We start from the raw sequence: 294 nt of genomic DNA on the forward strand, positions 1-294 counted from the left end.
GCCGCATACGCGCGCCCGCTATCTCCTCAGAATCGCCGATGCCGTCGAGCAGCACGCTGACGAGCTCGCCGTACTCGAAAGCCTCGACATGGGGGCGCCGGTCGCGTTTTCCGCAGGTCGCGTCGCATCGACGGCCGAGCTCTTCCGCTACTACGCAGGGTGGGTCACGAAGATCCACGGAACGACCAACCCGACCGACGATGCCAAGTTCATCTACATGTTGCGCGAGCCGATGGGCGTGTGCGCGCTGATCAACGCATGGAATGTCCCGCTGGTCATGGCTGCTTCCAAGCT

The 294-nt window shown here is 63.6% G+C and carries 1 protein-coding gene; it reads left to right on the forward strand.

Features of this window, described 5'->3' with window-relative positions:
- A partial coding sequence (locus SB847_RS20815) for an aldehyde dehydrogenase family protein (protein ID WP_410578487.1) occupies positions 1-294 on the forward strand: 294 nt, incomplete at both ends.

Source organism: Bacillus sp. SIMBA_026 (assembly GCF_046535335.1).
Taxonomy (GTDB): Bacteria; Bacillota; Bacilli; order Bacillales; family Bacillaceae; genus Bacillus; species Bacillus velezensis.